The sequence below is a fragment of the Frondihabitans sp. OV104 genome (assembly GCF_057787745.1).
The window spans coordinates 581,425-598,842 of record NZ_CM173541.1; the positions used below are offsets into that span (position 1 = coordinate 581,425).

At 71.1% G+C, this 17,418-nt stretch carries 16 protein-coding genes; 9 read left to right on the forward strand and 7 right to left on the reverse strand.

Annotation, left to right across the window (positions count from 1 at the left end):
- Positions 1 to 15 precede the first annotated feature (15 nt).
- From AC3CBB_RS02815 to AC3CBB_RS02825, 3 genes are all read left to right on the forward strand, one after another.
- Complete coding sequence (locus AC3CBB_RS02815; protein WP_488625904.1) at positions 16 to 1,269, forward strand: phosphotransferase family protein; 1,254 nt, start codon at positions 16 to 18, stop codon at positions 1,267 to 1,269.
- A gap of 22 nt (positions 1,270 to 1,291) precedes the next feature.
- Positions 1,292 to 2,773 carry an FAD-dependent oxidoreductase gene (locus tag AC3CBB_RS02820; RefSeq protein ID WP_488625905.1) on the forward strand — a complete coding sequence of 494 codons (1,482 nt, stop codon included), beginning with the start codon at positions 1,292 to 1,294 and terminating at the stop codon, positions 2,771 to 2,773.
- A 313-nt stretch (positions 2,774 to 3,086) separates the two neighbouring features.
- A complete protein-coding gene (locus tag AC3CBB_RS02825) occupies positions 3,087 to 5,261 on the forward strand; it encodes a DEAD/DEAH box helicase (protein WP_488625906.1) in 2,175 nt (724 codons plus the stop codon).
- A gap of 84 nt (positions 5,262 to 5,345) precedes the next feature.
- Here the strand turns inward: AC3CBB_RS02825 and AC3CBB_RS02830 are convergent, their stop codons facing one another.
- Positions 5,346 to 6,137 (reverse strand): type IV toxin-antitoxin system AbiEi family antitoxin, encoded by a 792-nt coding sequence (locus AC3CBB_RS02830; RefSeq protein ID WP_488625907.1) that lies wholly within the window; start codon positions 6,135 to 6,137, stop codon positions 5,346 to 5,348.
- A 281-nt stretch (positions 6,138 to 6,418) separates the two neighbouring features.
- On the opposite strand from AC3CBB_RS02830, the gene AC3CBB_RS02835 reads away from it, so the two are divergent.
- Positions 6,419 to 6,817: a VOC family protein gene (locus AC3CBB_RS02835; protein ID WP_488625908.1), complete on the forward strand. Its 399-nt coding sequence runs from the start codon at positions 6,419 to 6,421 to the stop codon at positions 6,815 to 6,817.
- 6 nt (positions 6,818 to 6,823) lie between these two features.
- Positions 6,824 to 7,417, forward strand: a complete 594-nt coding sequence (locus tag AC3CBB_RS02840) for a hypothetical protein (protein ID WP_488625909.1) — start codon at positions 6,824 to 6,826, stop codon at positions 7,415 to 7,417.
- 3 nt (positions 7,418 to 7,420) lie between these two features.
- Here the strand turns inward: AC3CBB_RS02840 and AC3CBB_RS02845 are convergent, their stop codons facing one another.
- Positions 7,421 to 7,687, reverse strand: coding sequence for a mycoredoxin (locus AC3CBB_RS02845; RefSeq protein ID WP_488625910.1), 267 nt, complete (start codon positions 7,685 to 7,687; stop codon positions 7,421 to 7,423).
- Between the two features lie 64 nt (positions 7,688 to 7,751).
- Between AC3CBB_RS02845 and AC3CBB_RS02850 the strand changes: the two genes are divergently transcribed.
- A complete protein-coding gene (locus tag AC3CBB_RS02850; RefSeq protein ID WP_488625911.1) occupies positions 7,752 to 9,509 on the forward strand; it encodes a pyruvate dehydrogenase in 1,758 nt (585 codons plus the stop codon).
- Between the two features lie 37 nt (positions 9,510 to 9,546).
- Here the strand turns inward: AC3CBB_RS02850 and AC3CBB_RS02855 are convergent, their stop codons facing one another.
- The gene (locus AC3CBB_RS02855; RefSeq protein ID WP_488625912.1) at positions 9,547 to 10,896 is read right to left on the reverse strand and encodes a maltokinase N-terminal cap-like domain-containing protein; all 1,350 of its coding nucleotides are present in this window, start codon (positions 10,894 to 10,896) and stop codon (positions 9,547 to 9,549) included.
- Between the two features lie 63 nt (positions 10,897 to 10,959).
- Between AC3CBB_RS02855 and AC3CBB_RS02860 the strand changes: the two genes are divergently transcribed.
- Entirely contained in the window at positions 10,960 to 12,471 is a 1,512-nt protein-coding gene (locus AC3CBB_RS02860; RefSeq protein ID WP_488625913.1) for a CYTH and CHAD domain-containing protein, read from the forward strand.
- 451 nt (positions 12,472 to 12,922) lie between these two features.
- Here the strand turns inward: AC3CBB_RS02860 and AC3CBB_RS02865 are convergent, their stop codons facing one another.
- The 3 genes from AC3CBB_RS02865 to AC3CBB_RS02875 all read right to left on the reverse strand — a co-directional run bounded on the left by AC3CBB_RS02865 (position 12,923) and on the right by AC3CBB_RS02875 (position 16,048).
- Positions 12,923 to 13,468, reverse strand: a complete 546-nt coding sequence (locus AC3CBB_RS02865) for a DUF1697 domain-containing protein (RefSeq protein WP_488625914.1) — start codon at positions 13,466 to 13,468, stop codon at positions 12,923 to 12,925.
- A 100-nt stretch (positions 13,469 to 13,568) separates the two neighbouring features.
- A complete protein-coding gene (locus tag AC3CBB_RS02870; protein ID WP_488625915.1) occupies positions 13,569 to 15,689 on the reverse strand; it encodes a S9 family peptidase in 2,121 nt (706 codons plus the stop codon).
- 23 nt (positions 15,690 to 15,712) lie between these two features.
- Complete coding sequence (locus tag AC3CBB_RS02875) at positions 15,713 to 16,048, reverse strand: hypothetical protein (protein ID WP_123506502.1); 336 nt, start codon at positions 16,046 to 16,048, stop codon at positions 15,713 to 15,715.
- Positions 16,049 to 16,096: 48 nt separating this feature from the next.
- Between AC3CBB_RS02875 and AC3CBB_RS02880 the strand changes: the two genes are divergently transcribed.
- Entirely contained in the window at positions 16,097 to 16,594 is a 498-nt protein-coding gene (locus AC3CBB_RS02880; RefSeq protein ID WP_488625916.1) for an 8-oxo-dGTP diphosphatase, read from the forward strand.
- A gap of 145 nt (positions 16,595 to 16,739) precedes the next feature.
- Positions 16,740 to 17,057, forward strand: a complete 318-nt coding sequence (locus AC3CBB_RS02885; RefSeq protein ID WP_123506010.1) for a hypothetical protein — start codon at positions 16,740 to 16,742, stop codon at positions 17,055 to 17,057.
- A 92-nt stretch (positions 17,058 to 17,149) separates the two neighbouring features.
- On the opposite strand, the gene AC3CBB_RS02890 is transcribed toward AC3CBB_RS02885, so the two are convergent.
- The gene (locus AC3CBB_RS02890) at positions 17,150 to 17,401 is read right to left on the reverse strand and encodes a hypothetical protein (RefSeq protein ID WP_488625917.1); all 252 of its coding nucleotides are present in this window, start codon (positions 17,399 to 17,401) and stop codon (positions 17,150 to 17,152) included.
- Positions 17,402 to 17,418: the final 17 nt, after the last annotated feature.

Consider the following 17,418-nt stretch of genomic DNA (forward strand, 5'->3'; position numbering starts at 1 on the left):
GCTTGACTGTGGCTCGTGTGGCCCAACTCAGGAGAGATCCTCCCCGCAGCGTTCGCGGACAGCGGGGTCCGAGTCGTGTCGTTCCGGCCGCACTCCGTCGAGCCGTCGGGCGGCGGCTACCTCTTCGGATACGAGGTCGACACGATCGACGCCGCGGGTGCCTCCTCGACCGTCCTGACGTTCGTCGACACCGACCCGTCCTCGGTCGAGGCGTCGCGCGCCGCCGGCGGGAACGTCGTCGCCGACCCGGGCAGCGGTCAGCTCGTGCGCGTCTGGGCCTACCCGGCCGACCCGGCGCTGCCGGCGCTCGCCGCAGTCACCTACCCCGAGCGCGTCGTCGAGCTCCTGGCCCGCATCGGCATCGCCGTCAGCGATCCGACCCTCAGCGTGGCCGCCTACCGCCCCGGCAAGCGCGCCGTCATCAAGCTCGAGAGCTCCGAGGCCACGCTCTTCCTGAAGGTGGTGCGACCCAGCCGCGCCGAGCCCATCGCCGCGCTGCACGCGGCCTTCGCGGAGGCGGGGCTGCCTGTGCCGACGGTGGTCGCGACGCAGCCGGACGGCCTCCTGATCCTGCGCCGCGTCGACGGCGTACCCGCCGGAACCCGCGTGATCGACCTCGCGGCCGGACGTGCGTTCGTCGACACCGTGGTCGGGCTCTCCGAGACCGTCGCGCGCGTGCACCTCACCCAGACGGCCCAGGCCGACGCCCTCGACAACGGCTCGTGGCACCGCCGCAGCCTCACCGGGTCGCTGCCCGACCGGGCATCGGGGATCGACGCCGTCTACGACGAGATCGAGGCGCGCACCTCGACCTGGTCATTCGACGAGATGCGGGTCGTCCACGGCGACCTCCACCTCGAGCAGCTCTTCGTCGATCCCGACCAGCCGGGCCACGTCACCGGCCTGCTCGACATCGACACCGCCGGCGTCGGGCACGCCGCGCGCGACGCCGGCTCGCTCGTCGCCCACCTCGTCGTCACGGCGCAGTGGCACCGCGGCAACGGCGACGAGGAGCAGGCCCGCGCCTGCGAGCGCATCGCCGACGCCGTGTCGGTCGAGTGGACCGACCGGCACCCCGACATCGCCGACCGGCTCGCGCCGACGGTCGCCTCCCAGCTGCTGGCGCACGCCGGCGGACAAGCCACCCTCGGCACCGACACCGGCCGCCGCAAGGCGCTCCAGCTGGTCGACGCCGCCGAGGGCGCGCTCTGGCCGCGCCGATCCGAGCCGCTGCCAGGAGACGGGCCTACCGTGGGCTCCGACACCTGATCCGACCGTCTTTGGAGGAAGCGTGACCTCGATCTGGCTCGACAAGGTCCGCGAGATCCCGACCGACGAGTTCGAACCTCTCGCGACCTACGACGACGTCGTCATCGGCGCCGGCCTCACCGGCCTCGTGACCGCCCTCCTCTTCGCCCGGCGCGGGCACACCGTCGCAGTCCTCGAGGCGGGCCGGGTCGGAGGGCTCGCCACGGCCAGCTCGTCGGCGATGGTCAGCCGCCTGCAGGGCGCGCAGCTGCAGAAGATCCGCCGCCGCACCTACCAGTCCGTCGTCGACGCGTACGTGGCGGGCACCGGCGAGGCCTTCGACTGGCTCCTGGGCTACGCCGCCGACGCGGGCGTCGACGTCGAGCGCCGCGACGCCTACAGCTACGCGACCGACCGCCGTGGACTCGCCCGCGTCGACGCCGAGTACCTCGTCGGCCGAGGCGCCGGGCTCGACCTCGAGAAGACCGTCGACGTCGACGCGCCTTTCGCGACCATCGGCGCCGTGCGCCTCCGCGACCAGGCGCAGCTCGACCCGCTCGACCTCGTCGCGGCGCTCGCCGCCGACCTGCGCGCCCTCGGCGGCGTCATCGTCGAGAACGCCCGCGTCACCGGCGTCGATGCCGGCGATCCCGCGACCACGCACACCGCGCTCGGCGACGTCTCGTCGGAGCGCGTGCACCTGACGACCGGCGCCCCCATCCTCGACCGCGGCCTGTACTTCGCGAAGATCGCGCCGCGCCGCTCGTTCGGCCTCGCGTTCTCGGGCATCGACGCGGCTGAGCTCCCCGACGCCATGTACCAGGGCGTCGACGACGGCGGGCGCTCGGTGCGCAGCTTCGGCAGCCAGCTGATCGTCGGCGGGGGAGCGCACGGTGTCGGCCGAGCCTCCTCGGAGGCGCAGATCGCCCACTCGCTCGAGCGCTGGACGCGGTCGCACTGGCCCACCGCGCACACCCGCCGGGTCTGGAGCGGGCAGGACTACGCGACGCCGCACGGCGTGCCGTTCGTCGGCTCCCTGCCGCGCGGGCGCGGGCGCATCTACCTCGCGACCGGCTACGACTCGTGGGGCATGACCGGTGCGGTCTCGGCCGCCCGCATGCTCGTGTCGGACGTCGTCGGCGACAACACTCCGTGGATGACCACCATCCATCACCGTGTCACGACCCCGGTCGCCATCGGAGCCGCGCTCGGCGAGAACGCCGCGGTGGCCTGGTCGTTCGCCCGCGGCTGGGGCAGGGCGCTGACCAACCCGCTCCTGAAGGGCGAGATCCCGTCCGAAGGGCACGGACGCGTCGGCATCGACGGCTTCACGCCCGTCGCGCGCTCGACCGTCGAGGGCGAGACCTGCACGCTCTCGGCCGTCTGCCCTCACCTCGCCGGCGTCGTCACCTGGAACGACCAGGAGCTCACCTGGGACTGCCCGCTGCACGGCTCCCGCTTCACCCGCACCGGAGAGGTCATCGAGGGTCCGGCCGGTCGCGGCCTCGCCCGTCACGACGACTGACCGGCCCGGCCCTCGACGACGGACACGCCCGGCGCGGACTCCGCTGGCCTTGGGGTCGAGCGGGGCGTAGCATAAGCGGGAACACGGCTTCGCCTTCCTGTGCGACTGTTCGTGCCAGCGACTTTCGGCCCCGGGTCCTGCCAGGTGTCCGACGGATCTCTCCGATCCGCCTGTCGCACCCGGGGGCCGCCACCGAATGCCGGTCTCTCAGCATTTCCGCATCCGGCCGAACCACCGGCCCCGATGCAGACCTTCCCGCCTCCCGGCGCGACACCACGGTGCCGCCCGACCGGAGGCCACACTAGGAGGAGCCTTGGCTCGACCAGGCCAGCGCCAGTCCGGCGGTACTCGAACCGCCACCCGCTCGAACCATCGACGCGTCCGCGACCTCGACAACGACGGCATCATCCCCGTCCTCGCCAAGGCCGTCCGCGAGGTCGAGGCCGCTGCGCAGCGCGGCCCCGTCAAGCCGTCCGGGCGCACCAAGTTCCAGGTGGTCGCGATCCTCATGCGCGAAGAGCGCGCCCGCGTCAAGGGCGACAAGACGGTCGGCGACGCCGACCGCGCCGAGCAGCTCAAGCGCCTCGACGGCGTAGCGACGATCCTCGCGAAGGCGGCCGCGCGCGACACCTCGCTGATCGCCCTGCTCGCCGAAGAGGTCGTGGTCTCCGAGACCGCGCGCTCGCTCAAGCGCGACATGCTCATGGCCGCCGGCGCCGAGATGAGCCCCGACGACCTCATCATCACCATCGAGGCCGCAGCGCCGACTGTCTCGACCGAGCGCCAGGTGATCCCGCAGTCGGTCATCTCTCGCCAGTTGGCGAACCCCTTCCTCGCGCCCGACTTCGCCCTCGCCGAGCAGCGTGAGGCGCACCCGCGCCGCCTGGCCAACTGGGAGCTCTTCGGCCCCCTGTTCAAGTCGTTCGAGTACGGCGCCGGCGGTGTCTCGGCGTGCATGGACCTCCCCGAGCCGACCACCCTCAGCGCCCCCGGCGGCGCCGAGATGATGCGCCACCAGGCGCAGGTCGTCGAGGCGGCGGCCGAGGGCCACCGCACCTTCCTGCTCGCCGACGAGCCAGGCCTCGGCAAGACCGCGCAGTCGCTCCTCGCCGCTCAGGCCGCGAACGCCTACCCCCTGCTCGTCGTCGTGCCCAACGTCGTCAAGACGAACTGGGCTCGTGAGGTCGGCCTCTGGACCCCGAATCGCACCGCCACCGTGATCCACGGCGACGGCGACACCATCGACGGCTTCGCCGACATCGTCATCGTCAACTACGAGGTGCTCGACCGCCACGTCGGCTGGCTCGGCGACCTGGGCTTCCGCGGCATGGTCGTCGACGAGGCGCACTTCATCAAGAACAAGGACTCGCAGCGCTCGCGCAACGTGCTGCAGCTCTCGGCGCGGATCCGCGCCCGCACGGCTCACCCCCTCCTGATGGCGCTGACCGGCACGCCGCTGATCAACGACATCGAGGACTTCAGGGCGATCTGGCAGTTCCTGGGCTGGATTGACGACAAGAAGCCCGGCGCCGAATTGATGGAGGCACTCGAAGAGACCGGTCTGACCCCGGCCGAGCCCGGCTTCTTCGCATCGGCCCGCGCCTCGGTGATCGACCTCGGCATCGTGCGCAGGCGCAAGGTCGACGTGGCCGCCGACATCCCGGCACGCAGGATCGCCGACCTCCCCGTCGAGCTCGACGACGAGGCGGGCCGCTCCATCCGCGAGGCCGAGCGCGACCTCGCCAAGAAGCTCGTCGCCCGCTACCAGACCGCTCTCGCCACCCGCACCTCCGGCGTGCAGGTCGAGGGCATCGACCACGACCTGGTGCGCCAGGTCGCCAAGTGGGAGCTCGAAGACGGCGACGGCGGCAAGACCGGCGAGAACGTCTTCAGCATGGTGCGCCGCATCGGCCAGGCCAAGGCCGGCCTCGCCGCCGACTACACCGCTCAGCTGGCGCGCAACGTCGGCAAGGTCGTCTTCTTCGCCAAGCACATCGACGTCATGGACGTCGCCGAAGACACCTTCAAGCGCCGCGACATCAAGTTCGCGTCGATCCGCGGCGACCAGTCGTCGACGGTGCGCCAGAAGAACATCGATGCGTTCGTGAACGACCCCTCGGTCGAGGTGATCGTCTGCTCGCTCACCGCCGCCGGCGTCGGCCTCAACCTTCAGGTCGCCTCGAACGTGGTGCTCGCCGAGCTCTCGTGGACCGACGCCGAGCAGACGCAGGCCATCGACCGCGTGCACCGCATCGGCCAGGAGGAGCCCGTCACCGCGTGGCGTGTGATCGCCGCCCAGACGATCGACACCAAGATCGCCGAGCTCATCGACTCGAAGGCCGGCCTCGCCGCCCGCGCGCTGGACGGCTCGGACGAAGAGGTGACCTCGTCGGCCGACGTGCAGCTCGGTGCGCTCGTCGCACTGCTCACCGACGCGCTGTCGGCGTCGCCCGCGGCGCGTCGCGCGGCGCCGCAGCGCCGCCGCTAGCCCCGCCCGCCCCGCCGCTGAGTCGCCCCGCTAACCGTTTCACGTACAGCTAACCGTCGCGGCGGTTAGCCCTGCGTGCAACGGTTAGCGCAGGCGAGGCCTCATGGCCGCCGACAGCAAAGCCGCCAGCCGTCCCGATGCCACCACGTCGTGCCACGTCCAGCGGACGAAGCCCCGCACGGCGGGGTCGGCCCTGATCCAGTCCTCGCGCACCTTCTCGGCGATCACCACCTCGTGCGGCTCGAGCCCGGACCACCGGCCCGAGTCGCGGTACTTGGTCATGCCGTCGAACTCCCCGACGAGCCCGAGGCCCGGCCAGAAGAAGTCGACGTCGGCATGTTGACTGTCGGGGCCGTCGAAGGGCGCCTGAAGCTCGGGGGCCTCGATGCGCGCCTCGAGCATGACCACGCGGCTCAGCGACTCGCCCGGTCGATTCGCCCGGTGGTCGGCGAAGTCGATGGCCCGAGCCGCTCTCACGCTGCCTCGCGCCGTCGGCTGACGCTCGAGGTCGCGTCGGAGACCGTCCTTCGTCACGAGCCCGGAGCGGAGGCAATGGTCGAGGACGACGACGGACTGCCGGAAGGACGCCGTCAGTGCGATGTCGAGAGCTGTCCGTGTTGGCGTCGTGACAAGTACTCCGAAGCGCTCGGCGACCTCGGCCGGGCCCAGTGAGCCCGCGTGCTTCACCGTGAACGCGTTCTGCACCGTCTGAGTGATCCTGCTATCTGTCACGTGAACTCGCTTGGGTGGCGCACCGAGGCGAGGCATGCCCCAGAGGGCCGCCGCAGAGAGGCGGGAGACCACCGCCGTGCCGTGCAGGGTCGTGACCGCTGCGACGACGCGCATGATCTCCTTCTCGTCGAGGGACAGCGACATCCAGTGCGCAGTCCGGACGTAGCGCCCGGGCACGACCCGGACGAGGTCGCCACGGAGACACGCGCGTCGGACTTCGGTGTCGTCATGTGATGAGTGGACGAGGAGATGAGGGCCGATCTGCACCCGACAAGCGTGGCGCACCGGCGACCACCGGGGGACGCCTCGCGACACGTCTGTGGAGAACTCCTGGAGGGCGGCAGGTGTTGACTGCAAGAGCCCGAACGAGCGCCCCATTTCGAACGAGCACTCGATTTCGAACCAGTACAGAGAAGTGAGACCCCATGCCCGAGTTCTCCGGCTACGCCCACGTCGCCATCACGGTCACCGACCACGCGAAGAGCCTCCCGTTCTACGAGATCGTCTTCGAGACGAAGCCGGTCGGCGAGATCGTGACCGACGACTTCGACCGCAAGATCTTCCCTGCCGGAGGGGGCCAGATCTTCGGTGTGACCGAGTACACCGAGAAGAAGGCCGGGCGCTTCGACCCGCTCGTTCCGGGCCTCGATCACGTCAGCTTCGCCGTCCCGAGCGGCTCCGACGTGGTGCGCATCCAGAACCGGCTCGCCGACGCGGGTATCCCGGGCGACCTCGTCGAGGTGGACTACGGCACCGTCCTCAACATCAAGGACCCCGACGGCAACGCGATCGAGTTCTTCGCGGCGCCCGACTCGACCGACTGATCCGTCGTGGGAGTCCGCGCCGACTTGAGCGCCGGGTGGCGGCTGTTCCTTCCGTACGCCCGAGAGGTCGTCCCTCCCCGCCGTCAGCGGATCCTGGCCGCCGTGGTCGTCGCGCTCGGTCTCGGCGGCTCCGCGGGCCTGTCTGCGGTCGGCGTCTTCGATGGCGTCCCGAACGTGCTGATCTCGCTGGCTGCTGGCGTGGCGCTTGCCAGCATCGCCGCGTGGATCCTCATGACACGCTGGCGCCCAAAGTCATCCAAGCAGGACCGCTACCGGTCGATCTCCGAATGGAATGACCCCCGACCGGCGTTCCAAGGCCTGATCCTGTCGTCGTTGGGAGCGTGCGGAATCGTGGTGGCCTTCATGATCGGGATGGTAGATGTCGTCATCGGAAGAGAGGGTAACGGCTTCGGCGCGTTCGGCGCGTTCGGCGCGCTCTTCGCGATGATGATTCCCGTGGTGAACGCTGTGACGTTCGTGAGGAAACTGGGACAGACACCGGACTCATTACCCGAGAAGAATCCGCGGCAGGATCAGCCACACGCCTCGAAGCCCTACCGCCAGCTCGGCACGGATCACCCCGACGACTACAAGCGCTGAGGCCTAGAGCCGCGCCTTCACCTCGGCCAGCGACGGGTTGGTCGCCGAGGTGCCGTCGGGGAAGATCACCGTCGGCACGGTCTGATTGCCGCCGTTGACGTTCTCGACGATCTCGGCAGTGCCGTCGACCTCTTCGATGTTGATCTCGTTGTAGGCGATGCCGTCTTTGGTCAGCTGCTGCTTGAGGCGCGCGCAGTAGCCGCACCAGCCGGTCGAGAACATCGTGATCGTGCCGGCCGCGGGCACGTAGTCATGGGCAATGGTGGTCATGGTCAAAGGGTACGCCGGGCGGGCCTGGAGTTGAGTGGAGATTCCGAACGAAAGGCTCACCCCCATGGCTCAGACCATCGCCGACCAGCTCGTCTCCCAGCTCGTGGAGGCCGGGGTGCGTCGCATCTACGGCATCGTGGGCGACAGCCTCAACCCGGTGGTCGACGCAGTCAGACGCACCGGCGGGTCGGCGAAGGGCGGTATCGACTGGATTCACGTGCGGCACGAGGAGGCGGCCGCGTTCATGGCCTCCGCCGACGCTCAGCTGACCGGCGAGCTGGCGGTGTGCGCGGGCTCGTGCGGCCCCGGCAACCTCCACCTGATCAACGGACTCTACGACGCGCACCGCTCCGGCGGGCCCGTGCTCGCGATCGCCAGCCACATCCCCGCGAAGCAGATCGGCATGTCGTACTTCCAGGAGACCCACCCCGACCGCCTGTTCACCGAGTGCTCGGGCTACTCCGAGATGATCTCGACCGCCGAGCAGGCGCCGCGCGTGGTCGCGAGCGCGATCCGGCACACGCTGGCCGGCGACGGCGTCAGCGTCATCACGCTGCCGGGCGACATCGCGGAGTTCGAGGCGGCCGGCCATGTGCCCGCGTACGTGGCGACGAAGCCGCCGACTCTCGAGCCGAACCCCGACGACCTCCAGGCCCTCGCCGACGCCCTCAACGCGGCGAAGTCGGTGGCGCTGTTCGTCGGGGCGGGCGCGGTCGGCGAGCACGATGCCGTCGTGGAGCTGGCCGAGTTCCTGCTCGCGCCTGTCGGCCACTCGATGCGCGGCAAGGACATCGTCCAGTACGACAACCCGTTCGACGTCGGGATGACGGGTCTACTCGGCTACGGGGCGGCGCACGCGGGCATCCACGACGCCGACGTGATGCTGATGCTCGGCACCGACTTCCCGTACGAGCAGTTCCTGCCCGACGGCGACAAGGTCAAGGTCGCGCAGATCGACGCCAACGCGGCGAACATCGGCCGCCGGGTCGACGTGCACCTGCCCGTGCACGCCGAGGTGGGCCCGGCGATCCGCGCTCTGCTGCCGCTGCTGAAGCGCAAGACCAACCGCAGATTCCTCGACGGCCTGCTCAAGAAGCACCAGAAGCTCATGACCGGCGTCGTCGGCTCGTACACGAAGGACGCCACCAAGATCGTGCCGATCCACCCCGAGTTCGCCGCCTCGCTGGTCGACCAGGCCGCCTCGGACGACGCGATCTTCACGGCCGACACCGGCATGTCGAACGTCTGGAGCGCCCGCTACCTGACCCCCAACGGCCGACGTCGCATCATCGGCTCGTACCTGCACGGCTCGATGGCCAACGCTCTGCCGCAGGCCGTCGGCGCCGCCTTCGCCTACCCGGGCCGCCAGGTCGTGTCGATGTCGGGCGACGGCGGGCTCTCCATGCTGCTCGGCGAGCTCGTGACCGTCGCCGCCTACAAGGTGCCGGTCAAGATCGTCGTGTTCAACAACTCGACGCTCGGCCTGGTCAAGGTCGAGATGCTCGTCGCAGGGCTGCCGGACTTCGGCGTCGACGTGCCCCCGACCGACTACGCGGCCGTCGCTCGGGCCCTCGGGATCCACGCTGTCCGGGTCGAGGACCCGGGCGACCTCGAGACCGCCCTCGAGGCCGCCTTCGAGCACGACGGACCCGCCCTCGTCGACATCGTCACCGACCCGCGCGCCCTCTCGCTGCCGCCGACCATCACCGGCACGCAGCTCAAGGGCTTCGCGCTGGCGATGTCGAAGGTCGTGATGAACGGCGGCGCCGGCGAGGCGGTCGCCATGGCGCGCTCGAACCTGCGCAACATCCCGAAGCCCTAGAGCCCGGGCGCAGGAACTGCGTGCCCGCCGCCGACCCTCAGGCCGCGGGCGCGCTCCGCGCCACCAGCCGCCCGATCGCCCCGAGCGGGATCCCGATCCAGTCGGGGCGGTTGCGCGACTCGTAGATGGCCTCGTAGACGGCCTTGTCGATCTCGAACGCGTCGAGGAGCGCGCGCTGCTGGCGCACGTCCGCGCCCGACGCCTCCACGTATCCGTCGACGAAGGCCCGGCGGGCGGCCGACGCCCAGGCGGTCGCGTCGATGCGGGGGCGCTCCTGCGCCAGCGACCCGGCGACGTAGTCGAACGAGCGCAGCATGCCCGCGACGTCGCGCAGCGGCACGTCGGGGCGCGAGCGCTCGGGCATCGGCCGGAGCGGCTCACCCTCGAAATCGAGCAGGATCCAGCCGCGCTCGGGTGACTGGAGCGCCTGGCCGAGGTGCAGGTCGCCGTGGATCCGCTGCAGGTCGGGCCAGGGGAGGTCGGTGACGGAGTCGTAGACGGCCTCGATGGCGGCGCGGTACTCCGCGACGGCGGGGACCTCGCGGGAGGCCGTCGCGATCCTGCGTCGCATGCTGGCGAGGGCGCCCTCGACCTCGGCGGGCCCGGCCGGAGTCGTCCCCAGGCGCTCGGCGAGGGTGTGGTGCACCTCGGCGGTGGCCTTGCCGAGCGCATGCGCCTGCTCGGAGAAGTCGTGGCCGTAGCGAGCGGCTTCGAGCGCGACGCGCCAGGCGTCCTCCGACCCGTCCAGGAACTCCTGCGCGAAGGCGAGGTGCCCGTGCGCCACGCCCTCGTCGCGGCCCGGGTCGGTCCAGCTCGCCGTGACGAAGCCGAACGACGACGGAACACGCGTCGAGCCTCCGGCGGTCAGCGCCGCCTGCGAGGTGACGTCGGGGTTCTCGCCGTGGTGCAGCACGCGGAAGACCTTCGCGATGACCTTCGAGACCGGCCCGTCGACGTCGTAGATGATCGACGTGTTCGACTGCTCGCCCTCGAGCACCCGCGTCCGCACGACCCGCCCCGGGTCCTGGAGCAGCACGCCGTCGGCCGTGAGGTCGGAGCCGTCGACATGACTCTGCTGGGCCATCGTGGTCAGAAGGCCGCGCGCGTAGATCGGGTCGCGCGGGCCGTCGTAGAGGTAGTAGCCGTCGCTCGAACCGATGAACGCGTTGTCGCCACCGGGCAGCGGCGCCGTCCGGGCGACCATCGGCACCTGGTACAGCACCGGCTGCAGCGGGGCCTCGTCGATCACCAGCAGGGTCATGACGAGGGTGTCCTCGACCATGGTCTCCATGCTGCCGATCACGCGGATGTTCGGGGTGGCACCCTTCGTGGCATACCAGCGCTGACGCGCCATCCAACCGGGGAACGACGGGGCAACAGTGCTCATGCCTCGCACAATACGCCCGGGTCCTTGCACGCGGCCTTCACCCGCATCCGATAGACAGGGTGAATGAGCACCCAGCAGATCGAGATCGAGCGCAAGTACGACGTCGGCACCGATGTGAGGGTGCCGGCCCTCGAGGGCGTGGGCCCGATCGCGACCGTAAGGCCCGACGAGCCCGTGAGCCTGCGCGCCGTCTACTACGACACCGCCGAGCACCTCCTCCTCGCGAACCGCGTCACCCTCCGCCGCCGCGAGGGCGGCCACGACGAGGGCTGGCACGTGAAGCTGCCGGCGGGCGGCGGCGCTCGCCGTGAGGTGCACGCGCCGCTGGGTTCCGCCGACGCGGGGGTGCCCGCTGAGATCCGCCGCCGGGTCGAGGCGATCCTGCGCGGTCGCCCTCTTCACCCGGTGCTCGTGCTCGAGACGACCCGCACCGCCACCGCGCTTCTGGACCCGGACGGTCAGCCGCTGGCCGAGCTCGCCGATGACGAGGTCACGGCGACCAACCCCGACACGGCCTCGATCCGCTCCTGGCGCGAATGGGAGGTCGAGCTGGCACCCGGCGTCGATCGGGCCGACGGCGAGGCGCTCCTCGACGAGGTCGGCGACGTGCTCGAAGCCGCCGGCGCATCCGTCTCGGCCTCGAAGTCGAAGCTCGCGCGCGGCCTCGGCGATCTGCCCGGCCTCGCCGCCGCCGTGCCGGCCCCCGCCGAGGACCCGATCGATCCGGACGACGGAACCGCCGGCGCCTTCGTGATGACCCGCGTCGCCGACCTCGTCGCCCGCATCGTCTCGCTCGACCCCTCCGCCCGCGACGACGAGGAGGACGCCGTCCACCAGTACCGCACGACCCTCCGTCGCCTCCGCAGCGTGCTTCGCGTGTACCGCGGCGTCGTCGATGCCGAGACGACAGCCGCGCTCGACGAGAGGCTGGCCGTGATCGGAGCGGCCGCGGGCGCCGTGCGCGATGCCGAGGTCGCCGAGCAGCAGCTCGCTGTCGACCTCGCCGAGGCCCCGCAGGGCTTCGTCTCTCACGATGTGGCGGGGAGGATCCGGGCGCAGTTCCGCGAGCAGGCCGTCGACGCCCGCTACCGCCTCGAGATCGCCATGACCGACACCTCGTACTTCGAGCTCCTCGACCAGCTGGAGGCGCTGCCGCGCGAGACTCCGGACGGCCCCTCGGCCGACAAGTCGGCGGCCAAGTACGCCGCCGCCCGCATCGCCAAGGAGTCGAAGCGGGCGCGCCGCGGCGCCAGGGCTGCCGCGGCCCTCGACGCGTTCGACGTCGTGCCGGTGCACCGGGCCCGCAAGGCGGGTCGTCGCCTGCGCTACGGCATCGAGGCCCAGAGGTCTGCTGAGCTCAAGGGCGGCGTCAGCCCGAAGGCGGCGCACGCGATCCAGCGCGTGCTCGGCGAGGCGCTCGACGCCCACGCGGCCATGGAGCGGTACCGCACCGTGGCCGACACCGCCCGATGGGCCGAGGAGGACACCTTCGGCTACGGCGTGCTCGCCACGGTCGCGCTCGGCCGCCGCGACGCCGCCTTCGCCCGCCTCCCCAAGCTCGCCGAGAAGCTCTAGCGCGGACACCCCTTGCGGGACGGGACCCTCGCGCTGGCCGGCGCCTCGCACTGGCCGGCACCTCGCGCTGGCCGACCGCACGGGGCCCGCGCGCTCACACGCAGCGGCTCGCCGTGCGAAAGAGTGCCGCGGCCTCGGGGTTTGCTCGGGAGCCCCATCAGGTTCGCGCGACCTCACGCGAACCCGCAGCAGCCGCAAACGGAAGCCCGGGGCACTTCCGTCTGGAGACGCTTTCCCTGGGCGTGAATTCACGCCCAGGGAAAGCGGCTCTGGAGAAGATCCCCTGACCCCGTGGCTCTGACCCCGTGGCCCGGCCCGCGTGGCCCGGCCCGCGTGGCCCGGACCCCGTGGCCCGGCCCCGGCCCCGACGCCGCGGCCCCTGAGCCTGTGGTCGCCGACACCGCGGGCGGGCTGCACATCGGGCCGGGCGGCGCGCTGCTCTCGGAGCGGCTCAGGCGCGCGCGTCGAGCAGCGCGACCAGCTTCTGGACCGTGGCGTCGTTGCGCGCGGTCACGGTCACGCCGAGTCCGCGCCACCACGCGGCCGGGACCTTCGTGGCGAGCTGTCCGTCGGGAAGCCACTGGTAGACGGCGGTCGCGGTCAGCGCGAGCTCTTCGGGCGCGAGCGCGGCCGGGTCGGGCACCTGCGACGTGGGATCGAGGGGTGCCGCGGGGAACGCGATGCTCACGCGATTGCCGGGTCGGCCCGCGGCGCGCAGGGGGCAGGCCTCGGCGACGGCGCGGAAGGCGTCGCCGCCGACCACGATCACCTCGCTGTCGACGCCGGTGCGCTCGCGCACTGCCCCGCGAATGGCATCCGCGCTCGGGCCGGCCTCGGCGCGGGTGTCGTAGACCACGTTGCCGCTGTTCAGCAGGGTCTTCACGTCCGTGCCGCCGAGGGACTCGACGGCCCCGCGCAGCTCGGCCATCGGCACCCGCTTGGCGGTTCCGACGTTGATGCCCCGCAGGAGCGCGACCCAGCTGCGCGTGTCGCTCACGACCGAGCCGCCCCGGCCTCGACGCGCGCCGCACGCGACCCGGTCCCGCTCACGACGCGGGCCCGCTCACGACGCGGGCCTGCTCACGACGCAGTCCCGCTCACGACGCCAGCCCCAGCACCTCGAGCAGCCAGGCGATCTCGAAGGCGCGCTCGCGCCACGACTCGTAGCGGCCCGAGACGCCGCCGTGTCCGGCCTGCATCTCGATCTTCATCGTGGCGGGAGCGCCGGCGTCGCGGAGGCGCGCCACCCACTTCGCCGGCTCGACGTAGAGCACCCGGGTGTCGTTGAAGCTCGTAACCGCGAGGATCTTCGGGTAGGCGCTGGCGTCGTCGGCCACGTTCTCATAGGGCGTGTACGTCGCCATGTAGTCGTACACGTCAGGATCGTGCAGGGGGTCGCCCCACTCGTCCCACTCGATCACCGTCAGGGGCAGATCGGGGTCGAGGATGGACGTGAGCGCGTCGACGAACGGCACTGCTGCCAGGATCCCGGCGAACCGGTCGGGGGCCAGGTTGGCGACGGCGCCCATGAGGAGCCCGCCGGCGCTGCCGCCCTCGGCGACCAGCAGCTGCGGGGTCGTGCGGCCCTCGGAGATCAGGTGGTCGGCCGCGGCGACGAAGTCGGTGAACGTGTTGCGCTTCGTCAGCGTCTTGCCGTTCTCGTACCACTCGCGGCCCATCTCTCCGCCGCCGCGGACGTGCGCGACGGCGAACACGACGCCGCGGTCGAGGAGCGAGAGCCGGGCGACGCTGAAGCCCGGGTCGATGCTGTGCTCGTACGACCCGTACCCGTAGAGGTGCACCGGCGCGGGCTGACCCGGCGCGACCAGGCCCTTCTTCCAGACCAGGGAGACGGGCACCAGGGTGCCGTCGTCGGCCGTGGCCCACTCGCGGGCCTGGTCGTAGTCGGCAGGGGAGTAGTCGCCGAGCACGATCTGCTGCTTGAGGGTGGTGCGAGTTCCTGCGCGGACATCGAGGTCGAGCACCGTCGCCGGCGTCACGAACGACGAGAACCCGAACCGCGCCGTCGCCTGGGTGAACTCGGGGTTGCCCGACCAGCCCGCCGTGAACAGGGCCTCGTCGAACTCGAGCACGTCGAGGTCGCCGTAGCCGGAGCCGTCGCCGGGCAGGCGCACGATGGCGATCTGCGAGAGGCCGTCGGCGCGGAAGTCGACCAGCAGGTGGCCGGTGAAGGCCTCGACCGACTCGAGTCGTCGGTCCGGGTCGTGGGCGAGGACCACGCGGCGGTCGCTGGTCGACTGCGGGTCGTCGGCCGGCACGTCGATCAGCTCGAAGCCGACGGCGCCCTCGTTGTGAAGGATCAGCAGGCGGTCGCTGCCGTCGACGATCGCGTGATCGATCTCGTACTCGACGCCCTCGCGGCGCGGCCAGACGACGCGGAAGTCGCCGACGGGGTCGGCTGCGTCGAGGATCCAGGTCTCGCTCGTGATCTTCGAGCCCGCCTCGATGAGGAGGTACTGCTTGCTTCGCGTGAGGCCGACGCCGATCCAGTAGCGGTCGTCGGGCTCGTGGAAGATCGAGACGTCGGCCTCCGTCGACCCGACGCGGTGGCGCCAGATGGTGTCGGGGCGCCACGACTCATCGACGGTCGGGTAGAAGAGGTAGCGGCCCGAGGCGTCGAAGGTCGCGCCGGGGGCGGTCTCGGCGATCTCGTCGGCCAGGTCGGCGCCGGTCTCCAGGTCGCGGACGCGCAGCGTGTACCGCTCGGAGCCGTCGGTGTCGATGGCGTACGCCAGCAGGCCGCCGTCGGGCGAGACGTCGAAGCTGCCGAGCGAGAAGAAGTCGTGGCCCTCCGCCTCGATGTTGCCGTCGAAGATGACCTGCTCGCCGGCGGCGGGGGCGCCGGGCTCGATGGTCGGCGGGGTCCAGTCGTCGGTGCCGGTGATCGGCAGGCGGCACTGGATGCCGTACTGCTTGCCCTCGGCCGTGCGGGAGTAGTACCAGTAGCCGCCCTCGCGGGTCGCGACGCCGAGGTCGGTCTCCTGGACGCGGCCCTTGATCTCTTCGAAGACCGTCTCGCGAAGGCCCTCGAGGTGGCGGTTCTCGAGCTCCGTGAAGGCGTTCTCGGCCTCGAGGTGCGCGACCACCTCCGGGTTCTGCTTCTCGCGGAGCCACTCGTAGTCGTCGATGAACTCGCGACCGTGGTGACGACGGGTGATGGGCTTCTTGGGGGCGTGCGGTGCCTCTGGTGCTGCCATGACCAAAGCCTAGTGACGCCGGGCTAGAGGTGGCCCGCGTCTTCGAGCTTGCCCATCAGCAGCCAGACGGCCCGCGAGAGCTCGGGGTGCCACAGGGCGATCCGGCGCAGGAACTCCAGCTCGCCGCCCAGGCTCATGCCCGAGCTGGCCCCCGCCCCGGCATGCCCGAACGCGTCCGCCCTCAGCGAGATCACGACCTGCTCGTCGACCGTCGGCAGCTCCGGGATGACCTCCCACGGGTCTTCGCCGGCGCGGCAGCGCAGCTCGATGAGCGTGCGGAGCTCGTCGTGGGCCTCAGCGCGCAGCACCTCCAGGCTGCGGCCGGCCCCCGAGAACTCGGGTGCGTCCGTGGAATCCATCTCGACAAGGCTACGCCCGTGCCGCTGGTGGCCTGCCATCCTGGACGCATGATCTCCGACCTGCGCCGCGTCTGCGTGGCCTACCTCCTCCGCGAGCACCAGGGCCGATCGCAGGTGCTCCTCGGCCGCAAGAAGCGCGGCCTCGGCGAGGGGCGGTTCGTCGGCCTCGGCGGCAAGTTCGAGGAGGGCGAGACCGAGCGCGAGGCCATAGTGCGCGAGATCGAGGAGGAGGCGGGCGTCGTGGTCGACCCCGCCGACCTCGATCGGCGCGGCGATCTGCACTACCTCTTCCCGGCCCGGCCGGCCTGGAGCCAGCGGTCGACGGTATTCGTCGTCACCCGCTGGGCCGGCGATCCGTCCCCCAGTGACGAGCTCGACCCCGAGTGGTTCGATCTCGACTCCGTGCCGCTCGACGAGATGTGGGACGACGCGAAGGCGTGGCTCCCCGGGGTACTCCTCGGGGGACACGTCTCGAGCGAGTTCGTCTTCGCCGACGACCTCGCGAGCGTGGCCTCGCACCGGACGGTTCCGTCCGGAACAGCGTAGATTCAGGCGTGTCCCCCCGGATGGGTGCCACCACGAAAGGGGGACGCGTCCGATCTGATCACTCACTAGATTCGATGTAGAGCCACCCGCCGGGTGACAAACGCATCGGGACAGATGCACGACCAAGCATTGCTGAGGGAGCATCATGAGCACGTTCGACAGCAGGATCGCGAACAACGTCCACCTTTCGACGGACACGAACCGTACCCCGGGGGTCGCCGCAAACCATGTCGGCTGGGTCGCCGCTCTCGTCTGGCCCGCTGTCTGGACCGCGGTCGTCGCAGGCAGCCTCCTCGGCTCCGAGGGCACCCTCCTCTTCTGGGCCGGCGTCGTCGGCGTGCTCGCCATGTTCGCCCGGCAGGCCGTGAAGGTCGCCCGGCGCAATGTGCGCCGCGCCAACTTCATCATCGACAACGCGCCGTTCGAGCGTGTCGCCCAGCCGTACGAGCGCCACTCGGCCTGAGGCCCTCCGCACTTCTCTCCACACGCAGACGCACCGCCCGGATCCCTCCCGGTCGGTGCGTTTCTGCGTGGAGCAGGTGTCAGGCGCCCGGCTCAGCCGTTGAGCGGGGTCTCGACGTCTCGCGAGCCGTCGGGTGTCGCCCGCATGACCGGGCGCACGAAGAAGTCGATGATTCCGAAGAGCACGGCGCCCATGAAGGCGACGATCGCGAAGCTGTCGAAGAGACGCGCCGTGCCGCCGCCGTTGCCCGCGAGCGCGATCGAGAGGACGTAGAGGACGACCGCGCCGACGACGAAGACGGCGACCAGGGCGAGGAGCAGGCGGTGCAGCTGAAGACGTGTCACGGGCCCAGGATACGCCG